Source organism: Bacillus sp. ISL-78 (genome assembly GCF_018613455.1).
Classification (GTDB): Bacteria; Bacillota; Bacilli; order Bacillales; family DSM-1321; genus Peribacillus; species Peribacillus frigoritolerans.
On sequence record NZ_JAGGQC010000020.1, the window covers coordinates 1 to 12901 of the forward strand.

The 12901-nt window shown below is 34.3% G+C and carries 14 protein-coding genes; 9 read left to right on the top strand and 5 right to left on the bottom strand.

Annotated elements, in window-relative coordinates; all coding sequences use genetic code 11:
- Positions 1–4: 4 nt before the first annotated feature.
- The 3 genes from J7I96_RS18250 (at position 5) to J7I96_RS29005 (ending at position 2079) form a co-directional block, all read left to right on the top strand.
- Entirely contained in the window at positions 5–391 is a 387-nt protein-coding gene (locus J7I96_RS18250; RefSeq protein WP_311315230.1) for an Lrp/AsnC family transcriptional regulator, read from the top strand.
- A gap of 161 nt (positions 392–552) precedes the next feature.
- Positions 553–1239, top strand: a complete 687-nt coding sequence (locus J7I96_RS18255; RefSeq protein ID WP_214924336.1) for a hypothetical protein — start codon at positions 553–555, stop codon at positions 1237–1239.
- A 693-nt stretch (positions 1240–1932) separates the two neighbouring features.
- Positions 1933–2079, top strand: coding sequence for a cation transporter dimerization domain-containing protein (locus tag J7I96_RS29005; protein ID WP_483861583.1), 147 nt, complete (start codon positions 1933–1935; stop codon positions 2077–2079).
- A gap of 187 nt (positions 2080–2266) precedes the next feature.
- Here J7I96_RS29005 and J7I96_RS18260 read toward each other — a convergent pair whose 3' ends face one another.
- Entirely contained in the window at positions 2267–2755 is a 489-nt protein-coding gene (locus J7I96_RS18260; protein WP_214924350.1) for an HPP family protein, read from the bottom strand.
- A gap of 478 nt (positions 2756–3233) precedes the next feature.
- On the opposite strand from J7I96_RS18260, the gene J7I96_RS18265 reads away from it, so the two are divergent.
- The 3 genes from J7I96_RS18265 (at position 3234) to J7I96_RS18275 (ending at position 6449) form a co-directional block, all read left to right on the top strand.
- Positions 3234–3662: a hypothetical protein gene (locus J7I96_RS18265; protein ID WP_214774660.1), complete on the top strand. Its 429-nt coding sequence runs from the start codon at positions 3234–3236 to the stop codon at positions 3660–3662.
- A 915-nt stretch (positions 3663–4577) separates the two neighbouring features.
- Positions 4578–5132 carry a GNAT family N-acetyltransferase gene (locus J7I96_RS18270; RefSeq protein ID WP_214774658.1) on the top strand — a complete coding sequence of 185 codons (555 nt, stop codon included), beginning with the start codon at positions 4578–4580 and terminating at the stop codon, positions 5130–5132.
- A 309-nt stretch (positions 5133–5441) separates the two neighbouring features.
- Positions 5442–6449 carry a ketoacyl-ACP synthase III gene (locus J7I96_RS18275; RefSeq protein WP_214774656.1) on the top strand — a complete coding sequence of 336 codons (1008 nt, stop codon included), beginning with the start codon at positions 5442–5444 and terminating at the stop codon, positions 6447–6449.
- Between the two features lie 455 nt (positions 6450–6904).
- Here the strand turns inward: J7I96_RS18275 and J7I96_RS18280 are convergent, their stop codons facing one another.
- From J7I96_RS18280 to J7I96_RS18295, 4 genes are all read right to left on the bottom strand, one after another.
- Positions 6905–7432, bottom strand: a complete 528-nt coding sequence (locus J7I96_RS18280; RefSeq protein ID WP_214774653.1) for a permease — start codon at positions 7430–7432, stop codon at positions 6905–6907.
- Positions 7429–7911, bottom strand: a complete 483-nt coding sequence (locus J7I96_RS18285; RefSeq protein WP_214774651.1) for a hypothetical protein — start codon at positions 7909–7911, stop codon at positions 7429–7431. Before J7I96_RS18285 ends, J7I96_RS18280 begins: the two co-directional genes overlap by 4 nt.
- On the bottom strand, positions 7904–8245 hold the full coding sequence (locus J7I96_RS18290) for a PadR family transcriptional regulator (RefSeq protein WP_214774649.1): 342 nt from the start codon (positions 8243–8245) through the stop codon (positions 7904–7906). The genes J7I96_RS18285 and J7I96_RS18290 overlap by 8 nt, the downstream gene beginning before the upstream one ends.
- A 298-nt stretch (positions 8246–8543) precedes the next feature.
- Complete coding sequence (locus J7I96_RS18295; RefSeq protein ID WP_214924333.1) at positions 8544–9764, bottom strand: MFS transporter; 1221 nt, start codon at positions 9762–9764, stop codon at positions 8544–8546.
- 195 nt (positions 9765–9959) lie between these two features.
- Here J7I96_RS18295 and J7I96_RS18300 point away from each other — a divergent pair, with 195 nt between their 5' ends.
- From J7I96_RS18300 to J7I96_RS18310, 3 genes are all read left to right on the top strand, one after another.
- Positions 9960–10811: a LysR family transcriptional regulator gene (locus J7I96_RS18300; RefSeq protein WP_214774645.1), complete on the top strand. Its 852-nt coding sequence runs from the start codon at positions 9960–9962 to the stop codon at positions 10809–10811.
- Positions 10812–11323: 512 nt separating this feature from the next.
- Entirely contained in the window at positions 11324–11533 is a 210-nt protein-coding gene (locus J7I96_RS18305) for a hypothetical protein (protein WP_034304456.1), read from the top strand.
- A gap of 452 nt (positions 11534–11985) precedes the next feature.
- On the top strand, positions 11986–12627 hold the full coding sequence (locus J7I96_RS18310; protein ID WP_214924332.1) for a DUF4272 domain-containing protein: 642 nt from the start codon (positions 11986–11988) through the stop codon (positions 12625–12627).
- Positions 12628–12901: the final 274 nt, after the last annotated feature.

Below are 12901 nucleotides of genomic sequence, written 5' to 3' on the forward strand. Positions count from 1 at the left end.
GGATATCCTTGATGAACTATCCAAGAACAGTCGTATCACGATGAAAGAATTAGGCGAGAAAGTCCACTTAACTGGACCAGCTACTTCAGCTAGGGTGGCAAAGTTAGAGGATAGTGGGGTTATTGAGGGATATAGCATAAAAGTTAATCATGTCAAATTGGGATTTTATATACATGCTTTTCTAACCATCATTACACAGAGCACAAACCATCAGCCATATTTGTCATTCATCAAAACGCAGGAACAATACCTTGTACGTAACTATAAAATCAGTGGAGATGGTTGTTACCTTCTTGAATGTAAATTTCCAACCAATGAATTAATGAATAATTTTTTGGAAAGGTTAAACGAGCATGCAAATTATAAATTATCCATTGTTATTAAAAAATAGGGAATCAATATAATGGAGAGTTTGTGAAGAAATCTACTTAAACTAACGGGTGCTTTACTTCAATAAGAGAGTTGCTTTGGCAGCTCTTTTTGTTATGGAACTATCGGGGCAGGTTAATTCCAAGATAAGAAGTAATATAAGATTCTAAGAGGTGATTAAAAATGTCTAATGAAAAGTTATTTACAGCTATTTACATACCAGAGACACCGTTTGTAAACGGAGTATTAAAGCCAAAAAAGGCAAAGAAATATAATTTCGAATTGTTTACAAACAAAAAAATAGCTGATACTCTTTATCATTTTATTTATAAAAAGAATGACAAGCAAATTCACAGTTTTTATCTTATTGGAGATTTAGAAGATGAGTTAGAAAGATATTTGTTTGTGGAAAATAATGAATTGTATGATGAATTTGTATCGCAGTTTTGGGGCGGTGGTGAAAGGTATTGGGTGAGTGGAATGGATACCTATTTAGACGTTTGCAAACCTGAAGATGCTCTCATTGAATTAAACAAAGCCTATAGCAATAGTTTTTATGAAGAAGATGAACCCATGCCAATGTGCCATATATTTGGACAACAGATGTGGCATGACAACGCGTATCTAATAGCCAATCGTACAGCTTTAATTGAACTAAGGAAAGCAATTGATACTGCCTTGAAGTTTGAAGAAACTAGATTAGGTTTATCTCCTTCAGATGGTGAAGGGTATGATTTATTCATCAAATGTGTGGAAGATAATTTTAAATGGGAAGCGTTAGAAATGCCATACCATGATAGAGAATGTTATGTACCTGATGAAACAGTCAATCTTTCTCCATATAAAGCTTTTAAAAAATATAAAATTTAAGGAGAAGTATACAATCTGGAAGCTATTTTCTTAATGAACTACCATGAAAGTACAAAAACAGTGAAAATCTAAAAATGACAATACTAAAGTAGACCCAGCAATTTATATTTTTTAAAACTGAGCCGTAAATTAAACCTCATGTCGCCAATATCAGTATGACCACAAAAACCCTACTTTCATTCTCTGTGGTGCAGCAACTATTTTTCAGCTGCATGGAGGGCTAACGGGTGCATTTGTTCATTAAGACTACTAAATTGGTGGCTTTTAATTGTGGGTTATTTTGAATAATCATTCATTTAAAACCAGTAAAAAATGTCCCTCTAATCGAAAATCCTTTTTTAGGAAAGTGTATAAATCGAGAGCATTCGGTTCTTGGCAAAATGTTCAAACTTTATTTCAAAGCAACACTAAGAATCTTAACTCCTTAAATAGCACGGATCATGTAGGTTTTTTTCTTATTAAGCAATCGGGCCAGATAATTGAATAACACTTGATAGTTGACTTAGATATTTATGTTAATAAAAAGAGATTGTGAAGGAATGGCTTAAGCTTAGATAGGTATATTAATATGCTCTTTCAACACAAAAAACATCTATCCATGCTTGAAAATGAGATAGATGCTTTAGCAAAATGTATTGAAGAATCTAAGATTATCCGATCAATTCCCGGCTTGTCATCTTAGTGAATTAGAAATTGGATATTAAACATGCTCATGATATTTCTACAAATGTAGAACAGGCATTAGCCAAAGAACATGATGTATATGATGTTCTTGTTCACTTAGAACTAATTAATTCCTTACAAAGGTCATCCTTATGGATGTCTAGATATGGAATATAAGATATGAAAGGTTATTAAATTAATTAAGAAGCTCTAACTCCTATACAGCATTCTGATAGAATTTATTAAAAAATACAGAATGAATAACGAAAACCTGTATAGGATTTTATCCATACAGGTCTTTTCAGAAAATATAACGGAATAAAATTTGAGTTCATTCATTAAAAGAAATTATTTTTTTATACTTTTAAATCCAAAACACAGGATATTCTCTATCACTTCGTAAATTATTAATTAATAAGGCAATTAGCACAATAACAATGGATCCTGTTAATACTGGCGTAAATAAACTCCCCCAGGGGTAAGCACCAAATATTACAATGATTGGATCTGCCCCGGCAGGAGGATGGGTTGTTTTAGTTAACATCATCAGACCGATAGCTAATCCGACTCCCATGGCCAAAGACCATGGTTCATTTCCAAATATATGATAAACAACTAATCCTATTAAAGTTGAAATGAAGTGTCCGCCTATGATATTTCTAGGCTGTGACAAAGGAGAATTCCAAAGCCCAAATGCTAATACACAACTTGCCCCAAATGAAGCTATTAACCATGGAGTAGATGTAAAGCTGGTTAATAATCCAAGAAAAAAAATAGTAATAAAACCACCTATGATTCCAGTTATTATATCTTTCGCATTTACTTTTAGAGGACTCTTTCCTCTTCCCCTCATTTTAATTAGGTAAAATCGAACGTTGTGTTGAATTGTTGCTTCTGACTGCTCCTTTTTAGCTAGATTTCCTTCTGTAATCAAATTTATGTTCCCTCCTTGCTAAAAAAAACACTTTATATATATTACAATTCTTTGAAATATATATAAAGTGATAAATTAATCCATGTTTTTATTACGTAGACTGTTAACAATATGCAATATAGCTTATCCAAGAAAAGGGCGGGCGCGATTGTGGAGAAATACAGGAAGACCATGATCTATTTTTTTTTCAAAATGGATTCTTTTTATTTACAAAAAATTCCGACTGGTCGTACTCGGAATTAAATAAGAACTTCTGTTTTTCTATCTTTATATTCGTTTTTTGAAAAGCAGTTAATAATGCTGAAAAAGCTATCTTATGGAACTATCAGGGCAGTTTAGTTGAAGATAAGCTGGAACTATTATGAAATGTAAACGTCTAAATTTATGGAGGTGTATGATGAAAAAGATAATAAATTTTACTTCTCTTTTTGTCTTTATGGTGTTATTGGTCGGTTGTAATGGGGAAGAAAAAGGACAATTATCAAGAGTAGATGTTCAAAAGATTGATACAGAAGGAAATTATGAAAATTTGGTAATGATAACAGATAGCGAATCAATAGAACTGCTAAGGCAAGCATTTGCACAAATCAAATGGGATGATAAAGTGGTTAAAATGGCTAGTGAACCAGACGTAGAAGCTACTTTGTTTTACACTTTTGATGAAAATATACCTGAAAGACTTTACGAATATAAAATTTGGTTTAATGAAAGTGCAGGTACAGCAACAATTATTAGCAATAATGAAAACGAAAGTTATGGAGAGTTAGATAAAGATAATACACAATTCCTAAAAAAAATTTTCTTAAGTAACAGGTACTTTAGCTGAAGGTGGGAGCTGCCTTTATGGAACTATCGGGGCAGGATAGTTTGGTAACTTTATTTGGAAACTGTGTTAAGATTAGGACATTGTTGTTTTGAAAGGCGTTGGAACAATTGAGTCGTGTCAATCCAAAAACAAAGATATACTTTTGGCTATCTGTTACCTTTTTACTCTGTGGGATTGTTTCTTGGATTCCTTATTTGGTCTTTAAAATTGAAGTACCCTATGGGATGCTAACATTTGTTCTTAACCCAATTGGAGTGGTATTAGGTTCTTTATCAAACAAGAGATTAATAGCCTTAAGCAATTTATTTATGGTCTTTAGTTTTATTCCTGTTATGATATTTGTATATCTAACAAAAGGGTACATTCCTATGTGATTGTTAGGGGGATTTCCTGACACTCCATCAAACGTATTATAGAAGTAACAGATGCAATAGAAGTAAGTTAGATCTGTCATCTAGACAAATTTTTTTTATGCAATAAATTTGTCAATGACACTACTTCTTAACAGTCTTTATAAAAAAGTAAATTTACAGTTTAAGAAAGTTATTGTGTCGCAGTTCGAACAAATTGTGGTAATAAATAGGATGATTCTTGTTTAACAAACGTGTGCGTTAGCTAAAGGTTGGAGCTGTCTTTAAGGCAGCTTTTTCTTATGGAACTATCGGAGCAGGATAGTTCATTAAGGAATACTGTTAAGTCAGATTAAAGTTGTTTAAAATAAAATAAAGTTGTTTAAAAATGTCAGTCATGTTATTCCATTAAAGGTCCAGATTGTTGAGTAAACAGTTGAAACATATATATGGAAAATTATTTAAAAAGGATGTACTAAGATGAGTGTGATGATATTAACCTTAATTGGGGACATTTTCGCTACCATCGGTGTTCATTAACAAAGCGTAGTTAGAGGAGGTTCAAATGGAGAAGCGGGCTGTTTTATTTCATTCATTAGAGGGTGAAAAAATCTACTTCAAAGCACTAAGGATAGAGGATGTTCAAGAAATACATCATTATGCGTCAGATCAAGAGGTTTCACGATTTATTGGCTGGAATTTGATGAGTACTTTGGAGGAAACTCGTCAGTTCATTGAAATAATGTTAAAACACGAGTCTGCAGGAACTCATTTATATTCCTCTATTGTTGAAAAATTAACTCAGGCAATTATAGGAACAGCCATAATTTTCAATTTTGACCAAGAATCAAACCAAGCTGAAATTGGTTATGTGTTGCATAAACATCATTGGGGTAAAGGGTATGGCACGGAGATTGTTGCATTGATGAGTGATTTTGCATTTAAATCACTTAATCTTCATAAGCTTCATGCAATGGTAGTGCATGCCAATATTGGCTCTGCACGGATACTTGAAAAGAACAGGTATGAGTTAGAAGGACGATTAAAAGACCACTATTTTATAGAGGATAAGTATTATGATGCATTACTTTTCGGCAAAATTACTAACCTGGAAACTTAGAGTTCGTGTATAGATAAAATGAAGAGGTTTGTTGACGATAATTTCAGTAAAATATAGTCCCTTCTTATTCAAGGGCGCGATTCATTAATAAGAATTGCTTTTCTTAATGAACTAACGGATGCGTTAGCTGAAGATCAGAGCTGTCTTTAAGGCAGCTTTTTCTTTATGCAACTAACGGGGCAGTTTACTTCAATAAGGAGTAAGTGTTTTAGAAAAAAAAGGAATTTAAATTGATTATTAACAATATAAATTGTTATAATTAGTACCAGGTATTAACACTAACTTCTAATAAATATATGGGGTGAGCGTATGATAGGAGCGAGAATAACAGCTATCGGGACATATGTACCAGATAAAAAATTAACAAATTTTGAACTTGAGCAAATGGTCGAAACAAATAATGAATGGATTATTCAAAGAACCGGGATTCATGAACGAAGAATAACCCGTCCTGATGAATTTACCAGTGATATATGCATATCTGCAGTAAAAGATTTAATGCACAGATATAATAAAGAAGTCAAAGATGTAGATATGATTATTGTGGCAACAAGCACACCAGATCTACCATTCCCATCTGTCTCAAGTATCATACAGGACCAATTAAATATATCTCAAACAGGTGCCATAGATTTAAGTGCAGCGTGCGCAGGATTTGTTTATGCTGTACATACAGCACACAGTTTAATTTCTTCTGGGCTCCACAAAAAGGTACTAGTTATTGGAGCGGATACACTCTCAAAAATTACAGATTATACGGATAGGAATACATGTATTTTATTTGGTGATGGTGCTGGTGCTGTATTAGTTGAAAGAGATGAACAATCAAAAAGTTTCATTGGATTCCACCTAGGAAGTGATGGAAGAGGAGCACAACATGTATATCGACCTGGACTATCAAAAAAGGTCAATGGGATTGAGTTATTAGATACTCAATATCTTGTACAAAATGGTAGAGAAGTTTTTCGGTGGGTTGTAAGGAATGTTCCTGAGAGTATAAGACAGATATTAGAAAAATCACAAACGAGTTTAGATCAAGTTGATTGGTTTATCCCTCATAGTGCTAACTTAAGGTTGATAGAGCCAATTTGCGAAAAATTAGAATTCCCAATGGAAAAAACGCTTTATAGCTTAGTCAACTTTGGAAATACCTCTGCTGCAACCATTCCTTTAGCTCTTGATCTTGGAATCCGTAAGGGAAAAGTCAAAAATGGAGACCGAGTTCTTATGTACGGATTTGGATCTGGATTGGTTCACGCTGGACAACTTTTAGAATTGAATTTTGACGAACAAATTAATACTCCTACACCATTGTGATGTATTCTAAGTAATCATTTAGATAAACAGAGAATATTTTATGACGCATAAACTTTTTCCTCGAGAAAGATTATGAAACATTCTACTTAAACTAACGGGTGCGTTAGCTGAAGATCAGAGCTGTCTTTAAGACAGCTTTTTCTTTATGCAACTAACGGGGCAGGTTAATTTAATAAGCGAATTAAAAAGGGGATACAGTACATACTGTATCCTCTAACCTTTTCCTGCATACAGTAGTCCGTTGTAAGTGCAGGGTTAACGGAAAATGCTGGTATTAATGAGCGATCCTGGAGACAAGTCCAGCAGCGACAAGTGAATAATCTCAAGGTATTTTCAACTTATTTCCCTAGTGTTGTTCATAAAAGGTCCGGATCCTAATGGAATATTAAAAATTTAAAAGCTACAGCTACAAAAGAATCTGGGATTGAGGAGTTCAAAGACTTATTGATTTGAATCTATACTTCCTTCGTTATATCATACCTTAACAATTTTTGTTGATCATAAATTTTTTCAAAAAGAATTCCTGTTAAATAGTAAAACACGAGGCCAAAACAAATGTGAATAAGTGTAAATTTAGGACCAAATGAAGTGAATTCATATACTAGAACTGGCAATTTCACTGTTGACCAAGCGCCTAAGAAAAACACTATATAGCGGACACTGGCTCCTTTTTTCAATAAAAGTACTGCAATTGGAAAGGCTATATAAAGAGGGCCTGCTGCTACTGTTGCTAATAATAAGGTGAAGAAGACACCATATATACCTGATTTTTCACCCATATATCGAATGAGTGATTCTTTCTTTACCCATTGATCCAATAATCCCACTAATATAAATATAGGAGGAAGTAGGAATAACATATCCAAAATACTTTTACCAGTTAATTGAACTGTTGTCATAGCAATAGCTTGATTCATAAATGCAATAAGAAGAAGCCCTAATAATAAAATGAAAAGGAACCGATATCTTTTTAGTTTTTTCATGTCATCACCACCCAAATAATCAATGCAAATAGAAGAGACATTATTATGGCAGAAATATTTCGAGCATAAGCAAAACTTCGTCCAAAAGTTTTTTGTTCCATAGATAAAGTTGTAAGTCCTACAGACATTAATGTCGACATTAATACCGCAACTTGTGGAAGAGCAGCACCATTTTGAACTAATGTATCTCCGAGAGGAAAGACGATAAAGCTTGGAACTAAAGCAATTGAGCCAATGAGTGTTGAATAAATGATGCCCAGTAAGCCAGAATTTTCGCCAATAATTGAAGAAATAAGGGACGGTGTCAATAAAGATAATGCTAGCCCAACAAAAAGCATAATAGCTAATAAATCCGGTAAAACATTGCGAAACATTTTCCATGAACTTAATAAGGCTGCCTTTGTTTTATGTTTATCTTTTGTAAAAGAAATACCCAAATAAATAATGGCTATTATATATAGAATAATTCCACTAATCATTATTTTGAGCCTCCCATTCTTTATATTTTTCTAGGAAAAACGCTAAATTTTTAATTTTTCCCTCAATATCTATTTGAAAATCTTCTAATTTTCTTTTTCCAACTGTAGTGATTTTGTACATCCTTATCGGTTTATCTCGATCAGATGTATCCAAATAAGACTCAACAGCGCCTTCTTCCTCTAATTTTTTTAGTGTGCGATATAATATGGCACTATCAATTGGATTGATGGGAAGCTCTTCCTCACATTTTTTCAGAAGTTTCCCTCCATAGTTATCTCCCTCTGATAAAAATAGCAATAGAAATGCACCTGTATGTCTCCCTGTATGTTTCATGAAATAAAACCTCCTAATTTTAATGTAAAAATTTATTCGGCAACATGTTACTGTTAATAACAGTATGCTTTCATAAACAGTAATGTGTCAATTTTTTTCTTTGTGATAAAAAAAAATAGAATGTGAAGGATTGCACTTAAACTAAGGGTGCAAGGTTGATTAAGGAACACAATAATGATCAATCCTTTTTATAACAGAATATCTAATTAAATAGTAAAAGGGCATGTTTTGATTAATCTTTTTTCAAAACATGCCCTTTCTATTTTTTCATTTATCTAGGTTGTTTTTATTAATTTGCTCAAACTTTGTGGTGATGCCATGACCCATTCCTTTTTTTTATTTTTACTCTGTATAAATTAATCGCTCCCAAAGCTACAGATATTCCGGCTAAATATAGGGCTTGGTGATAACTGTTCAATAGATTAACGACTAATCCGAATAATGAGGGTGCTATGACAATGAATAATTGATTTAATGTCAATGCTGAACTCACCGTTAAACCTATAAAACGTGAATCCGATTGCTCTGTGATACAAGCAATAAAAATGGAATACCAACCAATGGCTACAAAACCCAAAAGAAAACAAAATAATAGCATCAAGATTTCCATTTCAACAGTCATGATGAGTGGCAGCATCACTGTAAGAATTACGGTAACAGCCATCACAATAAGCAATAATCTTTCCCTTATACCTTCAAAGAATTGATCACTCGCCCATGCGATGACTACCCGCCCAACCATACCACCTATTAAAACGACGCTTAAATATTTTCCTGCCTCTGTTAATGAATAGCTCCCTTCGTTATGCAAATAACTCATAAAATGCGCAATGATAATCATCTGTAATGACATCATCACAACACCCACTATATACATTGGATATAATTCCTTATTATTTTTGATGACATTCATTTTCTCCTTGAACCCGACCGATGTTGATCCCGTTTCACTCGTTCTTTCTGGTTCGTTATATAATAATAGGAAGATCAGTCCTCCCATTATTGCTACGATCCCTTGTACTACATGTACTGATGACAAATTGAAATGATAATATGTATAGGATAAAACTGCAGAGGCTAAAGATCCTCCAATCGGTATTCCCGTCTGTCTTATCCCTAGAGCCAGACCTCTATGTTCGTTTGGAAACCATTTTACGATGGCCGTGCTTCCACCGGTTTGAGCGCTTCCGTACCATACACCAACCAACAATAATAAAAGCAGCAATACAATATAATCATTTACAAAAACTAGCGTTAAAGCTGAGAGCCCCAATAAAATGTTGCCCCACCCGATAATGTGTTTTTCCCCTTTTTTATCCATCAAGTAACCGAACGCCAGCATTGAAAACATCGGTCCAATATTGACTGCTGAAACAATGAAGCCTGTTTGAAGTGGTGTTAAATTCCATTCAATTTGATAAAATGCAGCGATAGGTCCCATGCCATACGTCACAAAGGTTGCTGCAGTTTGGGATAACGTGGCCACCAATACGATTAACCATTTATAATATGTATGCATTAAGAGATGCTCCCCCTATGCTTGATGTATCGTTCAATAATAATTCGGTGGGATAAATTCTTATTTTCAGCTTCTAGCATTATCTGGTCTCCCTTACTTATTAAGCTAACTAGAGTTTACTCTGACTGCCCAGAAGCGTAAAATGGAGGAAAATGATAGGGTTCATAAATTTTTTTTATAGGGTGTGCCAACTATATGAACATCAAAGAAATAGCATTGAAAATTGAAATATTAAACCGTCAAAATTTAAGTAAGTCTGCAGAAATCACGAACTATACTCAATCCGCCCTTACGGCTAAAGTGAAAAAAATGGAGTCGGAAATTGGAAAACTTGTTTTTAAACGCACGCCCCAAGGATTGAAAATCACTAGCGTAGGAATACAGTATAAAAACTATCTTCAACTTATTTCACAAGAGTACGAAGAATTTTTAAAAAACATTGGTGCCTTTCAAACTAACTCTAAAGTGGATTTTGGCACCTCACATACAACCTTGAAAATCTATGGTGCCCATATTGCGAATAATTTGGATATGAACGACATTCAAATGGATGTGGATTTCGCCGTAGATTCCAGTAATGCCATAAACCAAAAAGTGCACAATTCCGAATTAGATTGTGCACTCATTAGTGAACCGATTAAGAAATATCCCGACTTAACTTATGACATCGTTGCAACTGAAACATTCGAGGTCATTTCAAGTAAGGACCATATCATCAATTTTGATTGGGAAACACCTATTACATTGCTCGTATTGAGTATAGGTTGTATGTATACAAGAGCTGTGACCGAATGGCTTATGAATAATCAAATACCATATAAATTAAAAGAAATAAAATCAATCAGCAGTATCCAAGATTTTTTGCAAATCAGCAATACCATTGCAGTATTGAATACTAAGCTTATAGAATTATATAACTATACAAACATTCACTATTACAAATTAAGCTTTAACAATGTCATTAATACCGTTTTCGTTTATAAGATGAACGACGGCGAACAGAACAATATCCTACATTTAAAAAATGTTCTTAAGACAATTGGTTAATTATTAAAAAGGGGTTTTATCTTTAGAGTTGCATTGAACTGGGCTGAGCCTTGTAAGTAATCTGATTGAGTTTGGTAGATCGTCAAACAAAAACCTCCAATCACAGCATATTAAGTAGAGGGTAGCACGACTACCACAAAAGGATTAATCCCCCATGAGTAGTGCTACCCATAAAGGGCGTGACAATCGGTGGTACAACGTGGTCTCAGAGTCAGTGGGCTTAAAGGCACCATAGTTCAACGACCTTCTTCGCCAGCCATTAAAACATTATCGACATAGAGACCAATTTTCATTCTCTGTGGTGAAGCGCCGATTTTGCGCTTCATGGATGGCTAACAGGTGCTTTACTTCATTACCAGGAGCTGTTCAGCAGCTCCTTTTCTTATTCAACAAACGAGATGTTTGATTGAGTGCCGGCTCATGTTATAATGAATAACTTACGAAAATTACTATTTTTGAACGGATGCCTAGAAAAGCCTCCGCATAGCGATAAAATATGGAGGTGTAAGAGAATGAATAAACAATGGACGATTGGTCAAATTAAAGAATTTGTTGAGAAGAATTCGGAAAGTAAGTTGCTGACGACGGAATATCACGGTTTTTCTCAAAAGTTACTATTTAAATGTACATGTGGAAGCAACTTTGAAAAAACATTTAAGAAATTCAAAAATAATAACCAACGTAAATGTGATGTGTGCCAACCGCCTAAAGCGACTCGATAACGTATACAAATAAAAGAAGTGCTGAATTTCTATTAAAGAGAAGTTGGCACTTTTTTTATTGTTAAAGGGGAGTTTAGGCGAATATTCCCTAGAACTAACGTGTGCTTTGGCTTAGGAGACAGCTTGGACTGTAGACACTAGGGAGGGTGTCTGAATTTCAAAAAACAAAGTGGATTGGAACGGAAGGTGCGAGACTCCCTGACCGCCCGCGGAAAGAAAGTGCCCTACGTTCCAATCCACGTTCGAGGTTTTATAAACCTAAATGAAATTTGGACGAACTTTTTCTTCATCGAGTTTGTATACACTCTGGAGCTGCCATTAAGGCAGCTTTTTCTTTATGCAACTAAAGGCTCAGGGGAGTTGGGAAACATGGTACAATAATTGGTGGTCTGTGGAAAGTTTTTCTAATGGGCAGTTTAAAGAAACGGAATTAGCTAATAGTGAGGTGCGGAATGAAAAGTTCGAAAAAGAGAAAAAAAGTATCCGAAAAAATATTAAAGACCCTAAAGGTACCAATAAATAAACATTTACCCTTAACGGAAAATGAAGAAGAAGTTTCCCTAAGAACAAAGGAAGAGATCATAGACAGGATTATTTCATTAGCGATAGTCGCAGCGAAAGCCATGGAGGCCCCGCCAGAAAAAATTGACGAATTTATTGAAAGGTATAAGGCCAATGTATTATTCACAGCAGAAGAAAAAAAGATTTTATTGAAAAAAAATCTGACTCAGAACGAGCTGATCCAGTACTCTTGGAAGTTAGAATGTATTTGGCTTCTGCTTTGGTCTGTAAATCTAGTATCCGATATGGATGTTCCAGCCGATACGTGTAATGCTGAATATGTTTTTGAGACGGTTTTCCTTCATTCTAAACAAGAGTTGCTTGATAAATCCTCTCTAAAACCAACCAGTGATATATTAGATAGTCTTGATTTTATATATAGAGCACATTGGGCGGTACGTGAAGCTCAGATAAACCATTTGGAAGTTCCATCATCTCTAGATGAAGGCGTTGTATATGAAAGACACTACACTCTTAATTGGCTAGTGAATTATATGGATCAAGAATGGGAGGAAATAAGTACGGATACATAAAGGATTTAGCAGGCAGGAAGGTTGCTGAGGCAGCCTTTTTCTAATGGCCTTAACAAGGCAGGTTGGCTGAAAAGGGACGAATTACCAGTACAAAAGTTTTGATATTTTGAGATAATCAATAAGCAACAAGTCTTTAATAGAGTGGATTTGTTTAGAAAATAATGTACAAGTTTGGGTGGTAAACATTTCATGTGGAATGTACTACTGGGGCTGCCAATCGGATTATGTATTGCAGCCTATATAAGGCAATGCACAGATAAAATTATAAAAAAAT

Coding starts and splice junctions, on each gene's coding strand:
- J7I96_RS18255 (WP_214924336.1), top strand. CDS start 553: ATGTCTAATGAAAAGTTATTTACAGCTATTTACATACCAGAGACACCG.
- J7I96_RS18260 (WP_214924350.1), bottom strand. CDS start 2,755: ATGAGGGGAAGAGGAAAGAGTCCTCTAAAAGTAAATGCGAAAGATATA.
- J7I96_RS18265 (WP_214774660.1), top strand. CDS start 3,234: ATGAAAAAGATAATAAATTTTACTTCTCTTTTTGTCTTTATGGTGTTA.
- J7I96_RS18270 (WP_214774658.1), top strand. CDS start 4,578: ATGGAGAAGCGGGCTGTTTTATTTCATTCATTAGAGGGTGAAAAAATC.
- J7I96_RS18275 (WP_214774656.1), top strand. CDS start 5,442: ATGATAGGAGCGAGAATAACAGCTATCGGGACATATGTACCAGATAAA.
- J7I96_RS18280 (WP_214774653.1), bottom strand. CDS start 7,432: ATGAAAAAACTAAAAAGATATCGGTTCCTTTTCATTTTATTATTAGGG.
- J7I96_RS18285 (WP_214774651.1), bottom strand. CDS start 7,911: ATGATTAGTGGAATTATTCTATATATAATAGCCATTATTTATTTGGGT.
- J7I96_RS18290 (WP_214774649.1), bottom strand. CDS start 8,245: ATGAAACATACAGGGAGACATACAGGTGCATTTCTATTGCTATTTTTA.
- J7I96_RS18295 (WP_214924333.1), bottom strand. CDS start 9,764: ATGCATACATATTATAAATGGTTAATCGTATTGGTGGCCACGTTATCC.
- J7I96_RS18300 (WP_214774645.1), top strand. CDS start 9,960: ATGAACATCAAAGAAATAGCATTGAAAATTGAAATATTAAACCGTCAA.
- J7I96_RS18305 (WP_034304456.1), top strand. CDS start 11,324: ATGAATAAACAATGGACGATTGGTCAAATTAAAGAATTTGTTGAGAAG.
- J7I96_RS18310 (WP_214924332.1), top strand. CDS start 11,986: ATGAAAAGTTCGAAAAAGAGAAAAAAAGTATCCGAAAAAATATTAAAG.